Source organism: Streptomyces palmae (assembly GCF_004684805.1).
In the GTDB taxonomy this organism is placed as follows: Bacteria; Actinomycetota; Actinomycetes; order Streptomycetales; family Streptomycetaceae; genus Streptomyces; species Streptomyces palmae.
In genome coordinates this window covers 1-7340 of record NZ_SRID01000344.1, presented here as the reverse complement: position 1 = coordinate 7340, position 7340 = coordinate 1, and the positions used below count along the sequence as shown (strand labels likewise).

9 protein-coding genes are annotated in these 7340 nt (G+C 70.9%); 5 read left to right on the top strand and 4 right to left on the bottom strand.

Annotation, left to right across the window (positions count from 1 at the left end):
* Positions 1 to 16: 16 nt before the first annotated feature.
* Positions 17 to 820, bottom strand: coding sequence for a hypothetical protein (locus E4099_RS26150; RefSeq protein WP_135341581.1), 804 nt, complete (start codon positions 818 to 820; stop codon positions 17 to 19).
* Between the two features lie 110 nt (positions 821 to 930).
* Between E4099_RS26150 and E4099_RS26145 the strand changes: the two genes are divergently transcribed.
* The 3 genes from E4099_RS26145 to E4099_RS26135 all read left to right on the top strand — a co-directional run bounded on the left by E4099_RS26145 (position 931) and on the right by E4099_RS26135 (position 3278).
* A complete protein-coding gene (locus E4099_RS26145; RefSeq protein WP_135341580.1) occupies positions 931 to 1725 on the top strand; it encodes an ABC transporter ATP-binding protein in 795 nt (264 codons plus the stop codon).
* Between the two features lie 85 nt (positions 1726 to 1810).
* On the top strand, positions 1811 to 2233 hold the full coding sequence (locus tag E4099_RS26140) for an NfeD family protein (RefSeq protein ID WP_245245186.1): 423 nt from the start codon (positions 1811 to 1813) through the stop codon (positions 2231 to 2233).
* Positions 2234 to 2342: 109 nt separating this feature from the next.
* Positions 2343 to 3278 carry an SPFH domain-containing protein gene (locus E4099_RS26135; protein ID WP_135341578.1) on the top strand — a complete coding sequence of 312 codons (936 nt, stop codon included), beginning with the start codon at positions 2343 to 2345 and terminating at the stop codon, positions 3276 to 3278.
* A 100-nt stretch (positions 3279 to 3378) separates the two neighbouring features.
* Here E4099_RS26135 and E4099_RS26130 read toward each other — a convergent pair whose 3' ends face one another.
* Positions 3379 to 3894 carry an HNH endonuclease gene (locus E4099_RS26130; RefSeq protein ID WP_135341577.1) on the bottom strand — a complete coding sequence of 172 codons (516 nt, stop codon included), beginning with the start codon at positions 3892 to 3894 and terminating at the stop codon, positions 3379 to 3381.
* A gap of 121 nt (positions 3895 to 4015) precedes the next feature.
* A complete protein-coding gene (locus E4099_RS26125; protein WP_135341576.1) occupies positions 4016 to 4555 on the bottom strand; it encodes a YbhB/YbcL family Raf kinase inhibitor-like protein in 540 nt (179 codons plus the stop codon).
* Positions 4556 to 4637: 82 nt separating this feature from the next.
* On the opposite strand from E4099_RS26125, the gene E4099_RS26120 reads away from it, so the two are divergent.
* Positions 4638 to 4973: a barstar family protein gene (locus E4099_RS26120; protein ID WP_135341575.1), complete on the top strand. Its 336-nt coding sequence runs from the start codon at positions 4638 to 4640 to the stop codon at positions 4971 to 4973.
* A gap of 77 nt (positions 4974 to 5050) precedes the next feature.
* Here E4099_RS26120 and E4099_RS26115 read toward each other — a convergent pair whose 3' ends face one another.
* Positions 5051 to 5833, bottom strand: coding sequence for a sporulation protein (locus tag E4099_RS26115; RefSeq protein WP_135341574.1), 783 nt, complete (start codon positions 5831 to 5833; stop codon positions 5051 to 5053).
* 221 nt (positions 5834 to 6054) lie between these two features.
* Between E4099_RS26115 and E4099_RS26110 the strand changes: the two genes are divergently transcribed.
* Positions 6055 to 6714: a DNA-3-methyladenine glycosylase gene (locus E4099_RS26110; protein WP_135341573.1), complete on the top strand. Its 660-nt coding sequence runs from the start codon at positions 6055 to 6057 to the stop codon at positions 6712 to 6714.
* The last annotated feature ends 626 nt before the right edge of the window (positions 6715 to 7340 follow it).

The following is a 7340-nucleotide window of genomic DNA, read 5'->3' as shown; positions in this document are numbered from 1 at the left end:
GGGGAGGGCGGGCGGTTCACTCGGTGCGCCGCGCCCGCTCCTCCAGGGCGGCGTTGTAGGCGGCCACCTGCGCCCGGCGGGCGGTACGCTCCACCGGCCGCAGCGCCTCCGCCCGCGCCGCGATCTCCGAGGAGCTCACCGCGGCGCCGTGCTCCCGGCCGTCGCCGCCGGGCGCGCGGGCGATGGAGACCAGCGCGCCGACCCGCTGGGCCAGCTCCAGCACCCGTACCGCGCGGGGCGGATACCCCGGCGCCAGCACCTCCCGGCCGCGCTCCGCGCGCGCCCGGTACGCCTCCAGTGCCGCCTGCGCCACCGGACCGGAGCCCGCCAGGTCCAGCCGGGTCAGCACCTCGGTGGCCTCCCGCAGCGCCTCCGCCAGCTCGCGCTCGGCCTCGCCCAGCGAGGGCACGTCCGCGGGCGGCGCCTCCCGGACGGGCAGGCAGCGCCACACCACCTCGGTATGGACATCGCCCCGCGGACCGGCCTCGAACACCTCCGGCACCAGCCCCAGCGGCACCCCGGAGGCGATCACCGCCTCGCCCGCCTCCAGCGCCCGCGCGTTGAACTCCGGCGGGCCGCACAGCCCCAGCGGATGGCCGGGCACCGGCAGCGCCACCCCCAGCCCCACCGCACCCAGCGCGCGCAGCCGGCCCAGGGCCAGGGTGAGGCCGACCGCGCCGGACTCCCCGGGGAGGTCGGCGACCCGGTGTGTCGCATCCCCACCCACGACCTGCTGTGCGGCCTCATCGGGAGAGACAAATCCGGCAAGAAGGGCATTTCCCCATGCGGCGAGGCGCCCTGAACGAGGTTCATCGAGCATGGTCCCCAGCCTAGGGACTGCCACCGACGCCAGGTGGCGTAGGTTTTCCCTGGGGGCTGCGCCTACCGCGCAAAAGACATTTCGAGACTGCAATGGGAGACAACGCGCTCATGAGCGATGTTCTGGAGCTGGTGGACGTATCCGTGGTCCGCGAAGGCCGGGCTCTGGTGGAGCAGGTCTCCTGGTCGGTCGCCGAGGGCGAGCGCTGGGTGATCCTCGGCCCCAACGGCGCCGGCAAGACCACCCTGCTCAACGTGGCCTCCAGCTACCTCTTCCCGACCAGCGGCGCCGTGCAGATCCTGGGCGAGAAGCTCGGCGGCGTGGACGTCTTCGAGCTGCGCCCGCGCATCGGCGTGGCCGGCATCGCCATGGCCGACAAGCTGCCGCACGGCCAGACCGTCCTGGAGACGGTGCTCACCGCCGCCTACGGCATGACCGCCCACTGGCGGGAGAGCTACGAGGCCGTCGACGAGGAGCGCGCCCGCGCCTTCCTCGACCGCCTGGGCATGACCGACTACCTGGACCGGAAGTTCGGCACCCTCTCCGAGGGCGAGCGCAAGCGCACCCTGATCGCCCGCGCCATGATGACCGACCCCGAGCTGCTCCTGCTGGACGAGCCCGCCGCCGGCCTCGACCTCGGCGGCCGCGAGGACCTGGTGCGCCGACTCGGCCGACTCGCCCGCGACCCGTACGCCCCCTCCATGATCATGGTCACCCACCACGTCGAGGAGATTCCCCCCGGCTTCACCCACGTCCTGATGATCCGACAGGGCAAGGTGCTCGCCGCCGGGCCGATGGAGACCGAGCTGACCTCCCGCAACCTCTCCCACTGCTTCGGCCTGCCGCTGGTCGTCGAGCGCAACGGCAACCGCTGGACCGCCCAGGGCCTGCCGATGTCCCGCTGAAACCGCCCGCCCCGACCGGAAGCGGGCGCACGTCCGGTCACGCCGCGCCCTGTCCCGCCCTCATCACGCGAACTACCATGATGATGTGGACGGATGGGTGTGGTGGCTGATCGCCGCCGTAGGGCTGGGTATTCCGCTCGTACTGACCGCGATGCCCGAGTTCGGCATGGTCGCGGTCGGTTGCGTCGCCGGCGCCGTCACCGAGGCACTCGGCGGCGGAAGGGTGCTCCAGGTGGTGGTCTTCGCCATCGTCTCGGTCGCCCTGATCGCCGTGGTGCGCCCGCTCGCCAACCGCAACCGGCGGCAGCGCCCCGAACTGCGCAGCGGCATCGAAGCGCTGAAGGGCCGTCAGGCCGTCGTGCTGGAGCGGGTGGACGAGGCCGGCGGCCGGATCAAACTCGCCGGCGAGATCTGGTCCGCCCGCTCGCTCGACGCCGGCCAGGCATACGAACCGGGACAGCGGGTAGACGTGGTCGACATCGAGGGCGCCACCGCGGTTGTCATGTGATCCCCCGTCAGGCTGCGCCGCGCACCGCTTATCTGGAAGACTTCAACATCATCGTCCGATGAGACCGACCAGGCTTGAATCCAAAGCATGAAGGGCACGGGGAGCCGCTGTGGAACCGATCATCATCGTCCTGATCATCCTGGTGGTGCTCGTCTGCGTCGCACTCATCAAGACGATCCAGGTCATCCCGCAGGCGAGCGCGGCCATCGTGGAGCGCTTCGGCCGCTACACCCGCACGCTGAACGCGGGCCTCAACATCGTGGTCCCGTTCATCGACACCATCCGCAACCGCGTCGACCTGCGGGAGCAGGTCGTCCCCTTCCCGCCGCAGCCGGTGATCACCCAGGACAACCTGGTGGTCAACATCGACACCGTCATCTACTACCAGGTGACCGACGCCCGCGCCGCCACCTACGAGGTCGCCAGCTTCATCCAGGCCATCGAGCAGCTCACCGTCACCACCCTGCGCAACATCATCGGCGGCATGGACCTGGAGCGCACCCTCACCTCCCGCGAGGAGATCAACGCGGCGCTCCGCGGCGTCCTCGACGAGGCCACCGGCAAGTGGGGCATCCGCGTCAACCGCGTCGAGCTGAAGGCCATCGAGCCGCCCACCTCCATCCAGGACTCGATGGAGAAGCAGATGCGCGCCGACCGGGACAAGCGCGCCGCGATCCTCCAGGCCGAGGGTGTCCGGCAGTCGGAGATCCTGCGCGCCGAGGGCGAGAAGCAGTCCGCCATCCTGCGCGCCGAGGGCGAGGCCAAGGCCGCCGCACTGCGCGCCGAGGGTGAGGCGCAGGCCATCCGTCTGGTCTTCGAGTCCATCCACGCCGGCGACCCGGACCAGAAGCTGCTCTCCTACCAGTACCTCCAGATGCTGCCGAAGATCGCCGAGGGCGACGCCAACAAGCTCTGGATCGTGCCCAGCGAGATCGGCGACGCGCTCAAGGGGCTCGGCGGCGCCATCGGCAACTTCGGCCCGGACGCCGGCGGCGGCTCCGGCAAGGTGGTCTCCCCGCGCCGCGAGGAGCCCAGGATCGACTGACCGCGGCCGACCCGGCACGGCAGGAGCCGCCGCCCGCGCCCCCGAGGCGCGAGCGGCGGCTCCTCTCGTCCCGGCAGGCCGGGCACACTCCGTACGGCGCTCAGGCGGCGGGCAGCTCTCGCTCCCGCAGCCCCGGCGGCAGTTCGGCGCCCTCCGCGGCCCCGAGCCCGAGCAGCAGCACATCCGCGGGAGACGGTATGAACGGCGCCCGCAGCAGCCGCATCCCGGCCTGCTCAGGAGTTCGGTCCGCCTTGCGGTGGTTGTCCTCGGCGCAGGACGCGACCGTGTTCAGCCAGGTGTCCCCGCCCCCGTGCGACCGCGGCACCACATGGTCCACGGTGGTCGCCCGCCGACCGCAGTACGCGCACCGGTGGCGGTCCCGCACCAGCACCCCCCGCCGCGACCAGGGCGCCTGTCTTCGGAACGGAACCCGTACGTAGCGGCACAGCCGGATCACCCGCGGCAGAGGTAGATCCACCGCCGAGGCCCGCACCCGCAGCCGGGGATGGGCCTGCTCGACGACCGCCTTGTCCTGGAGGACCAGCACCACCGCCCGTCGCGACGTGACCGTCGACAGCGGCTCGAAACTCGCGTTCAGCACCAGCGTCTGGCGCACCGGAACACCTCCCGCACCGGAAACCCGGCCCGCACCGGGGCGGGCGGGCCGGGATCAACTCTGGCGCGGCGGCCGGGGCACGACAACGCAATTTCCCGGCCCGGCAGCGGACCGGGCGACGTCAGCCCGCGGCCGGGTTCTCGTACTCGCCGATCAGCTGCGCCCGCGCCAGCGTGTGGAAGCGCAGGTTGAAGCCGACCACCGCCGGCGACACCTCGGCGTCGGGACCCAGCTTCTCGCTGTCCACCGCGTAGACGGTGAACACATAGCGGTGCGGACCGTCCCCGGGCGGCGGCGCGGCACCCCCGAAGTCCCGGGTGCCGTAGTCGTTCCGCACGTGCACGGCGCCCTCCGGCAACCCCGCGAAGTCCCCGCTGCCCGCCCCGGCCGGCAGCTCGGTCACCGAGGCCGGGATGTCGAACAGCACCCAGTGCCAGAAGCCGCTGCCGGTCGGCGCGTCGGGATCGAAGCAGGTGACCGCGAAGCTCTTGGTTCCCTCCGGGAAGCCCTCCCACCGCAGGTGCGGGGAGGAGTTGCCCTCCGCGTGCACCTGCGCCGACCGGAGCGTGCCCCCCGGCTCCACGTCGTCGCTCACCACCGTGAACGACGGCACCGGCGGATGGAAGTCATGGGGGAGCGGGCGCCGCTGCTGCTCGGACACGTCATACCTCCTGCTGTTCTTGGCAGTCGTGATCGCGGCCAGCCTAGGGGTTGATCCCCGCCCGTTCTGCGACGATGCCGCCATGACCACCCCCGCGCCGCGCCCCGCCCGGTACACGGCCGTCCTTCGGCTGGACGGAGTCTCGGACAAGACCGGGTTCCTCGACCGCTGCGCCCGCGACCTCCACCTGCCCGACTGGTTCGGCCGCAACTGGGACGCACTGGCCGACTGCCTGATCGACCTGTCCTGGTGGGGCGGGGCCGCCGAGTACGAGCTGCTGGTCCACGGCTGGGCGCGGTTCCGCCGAGCCGCCCCCGAGGACGCGGAGACGGCCGCCGGCATCCTCGCCGACGCCGAGAGCTTCTGGGCGGCCCGCGGCACCCCGCTCACCGTCCGGTACGACCCGCCACCGCCCTGACCGGCCGCCCCGGTCCGTACGGCGAGGGGCGGGCGCGGACCCGCGTCCGCACCCGCCCCCGGTACCGCTCGACCGGCTCAGAACCAGCTGCGCTTGCCGCCCACCTCGGCCAGCCACTGGTTGAGGTAGGCCGCCCAGTCGGTGTCCTGGTAGTTGTGCAGGCCCATGGTGAACGACCGGTAGGAGTCGCTGCCCTCGGTGAACAGACCCGGCTTCTTGTCCATCTCCAGCACCACGTCCATCTCGTGGCCGTCGGCGATGAACGTCAACTCGACCTCGTTCAGACCCCGGTACTGCTCCGGGGCGGAGAACTCGATCTCCTGGTAGAAGGGCAGCCGCTGCCGCGTGCCGCGGATGTGGCCGCGCTCCAGGTCCGCGCTCTTGAACCGGAAGCCGAGACCGCCGAACGCGTCCAGGATCGCCTGCTGGGCCGGGATCGGGTGCACGTTGATCGGGTCCAGGTCACTGGAGTCCACCGCCCGCGCGATCGCCAGCTCGGTCGTCACCCCGACGTTCATCCCGGTCAGGTGGCGGCCCAGGAACATGGTGATCGGCGTCTCCCACGGGACCTCCAGCCCGAACGGCACCGTGTGCACCGCGCCGGCCTGCACCTCGAAGGCACCCCCCAGCTGCACCCGGGTGAACTCGACGTCCTGCTTGTACTCCTGGTCGTTGCCCTCCACCTCGACCCGGGCCTGCAGCCCGACCGAGAGCCCCTCGATCCGCTGCGCCACCGAGCCGCCCTGGATACGGACCTCACCCTGCACCACACCGCCGGGGACGACGTTCTCCTCGGTCAGCACCGTCTCCACCGAAGCGCCACCGGCACCCAGACTCGCGAGCAGCTTCTTGAAGCCCATGTTCTTCCTCTCCGGACGTGATCACCGCCCGACCGTCGATCCCGACGGGCCGGGCGGCGCCGTACGACTAATGACTGGCGAACCGCTGAACCGTACGAACGCGAAACGGCGCCCTACGGTTCCGCGCCACACCATTCCAGCCACCGGCGCCTCGCACCAACCCCCATGGCCACCGCGGAGCGAAACGGCCACACCAGGTCAGGTCCCGTAGGCTCGATTCCGTGACCGTGGCTCCTGACCGCACACCGCTCGACCGGACCTTCTTCGACCGCCCCGTACTGGAGGTCGCCCCCGACCTGCTCGGCCGCACCCTGGTACGGCACACCCCGCGGGGACCGATCGAGGTGCGTCTGACGGAGGTGGAGGCCTATGCCGGTCCCGTCGATCCCGGATCGCACGCGTACCGCGGACGCACCGAGCGCAATGCTGTGATGTTCGGACCGCCTGGTCATGCGTATGTCTACTTCACCTACGGCATGTGGCACTGCCTGAACCTGGTCTGCGGCCCCGAGGACTTCGCCAGCGGGGTGCTGCTGCGCGCCGGCGAGGTCGTCAAGGGGGTGGAGTCGGCCCGCGCCAACCGCCCCACCGCCAAGAACGACCACGAGCTGGCCAAGGGCCCGGCCCGCCTGGCCACCGCCCTCGACATCGACCGGCGTCTGAACGGGACGGATGTCTGCGCAGGTGGGACGGCGCCGCTGGGGGTACTGACCGGCACCCCGGCGCCGGCCGCCCGGATCCTGCACGGACCGCGCACCGGAGTGGCCGGAGTGGGAGGGGACGGCACGCTGCACCCCTGGCGCTTCTGGATCGACGGCGACCGCTCGGTCAGTCCGTACCGGCCCCACGCCCCGCGCCGCCGCGGTACGGCTCGCCGTTAGAAGGTGCCGGGCGCCGCGGCGTCACAGCCCCCTGGGACGTCTTGGGGACACCCTGGACGGAACTTGACTCGGGACCCCCGGACGCCTAACATAGCCCGAGCCGCTTGACGCGGGCCATCAGGCTGAAGCGACCCCAGGTCCACTTCGCCGGAGCCTCTGAGCGGCCACCACTACCCACGAGATTCCCCAGCCGGGACGCATTTCGGTACGCCGAAAATCGACCCGAAAGGCTTGATGACAAGCTACCGGGGAAATTCCGCTAAAGTAGTGGTCGCGCCGGAAGGTGCAATCCCCGTCCGACGGGGAATCGGAATCGAACTCGGGCCGGAAACGGAACGAAAAAGAATCTGATAGAGTCGGAAAGGCCGGAAAGCGAAAGCGAGAAGGCCGCCCCGCTCCAACAGGGGGCCGGATACGGAGAGCGGAAACGCGAAACGGATCTGGTAAGGTTGGAAACACCGAAGGGAAGCGCCCGGAGGAAAGCCCGAGAGGGTGAGTACGAAGGAAGCGTCCGTTCCTTGAGAACTCAACAGCGTGCCAAAAGTCAACGCCAGATTAGTTGATACCCCGTCTCCGGGCCTGATGGTCTGGGACGAGGTTCCTTTGAAGAAAAAACACAGCGAGGA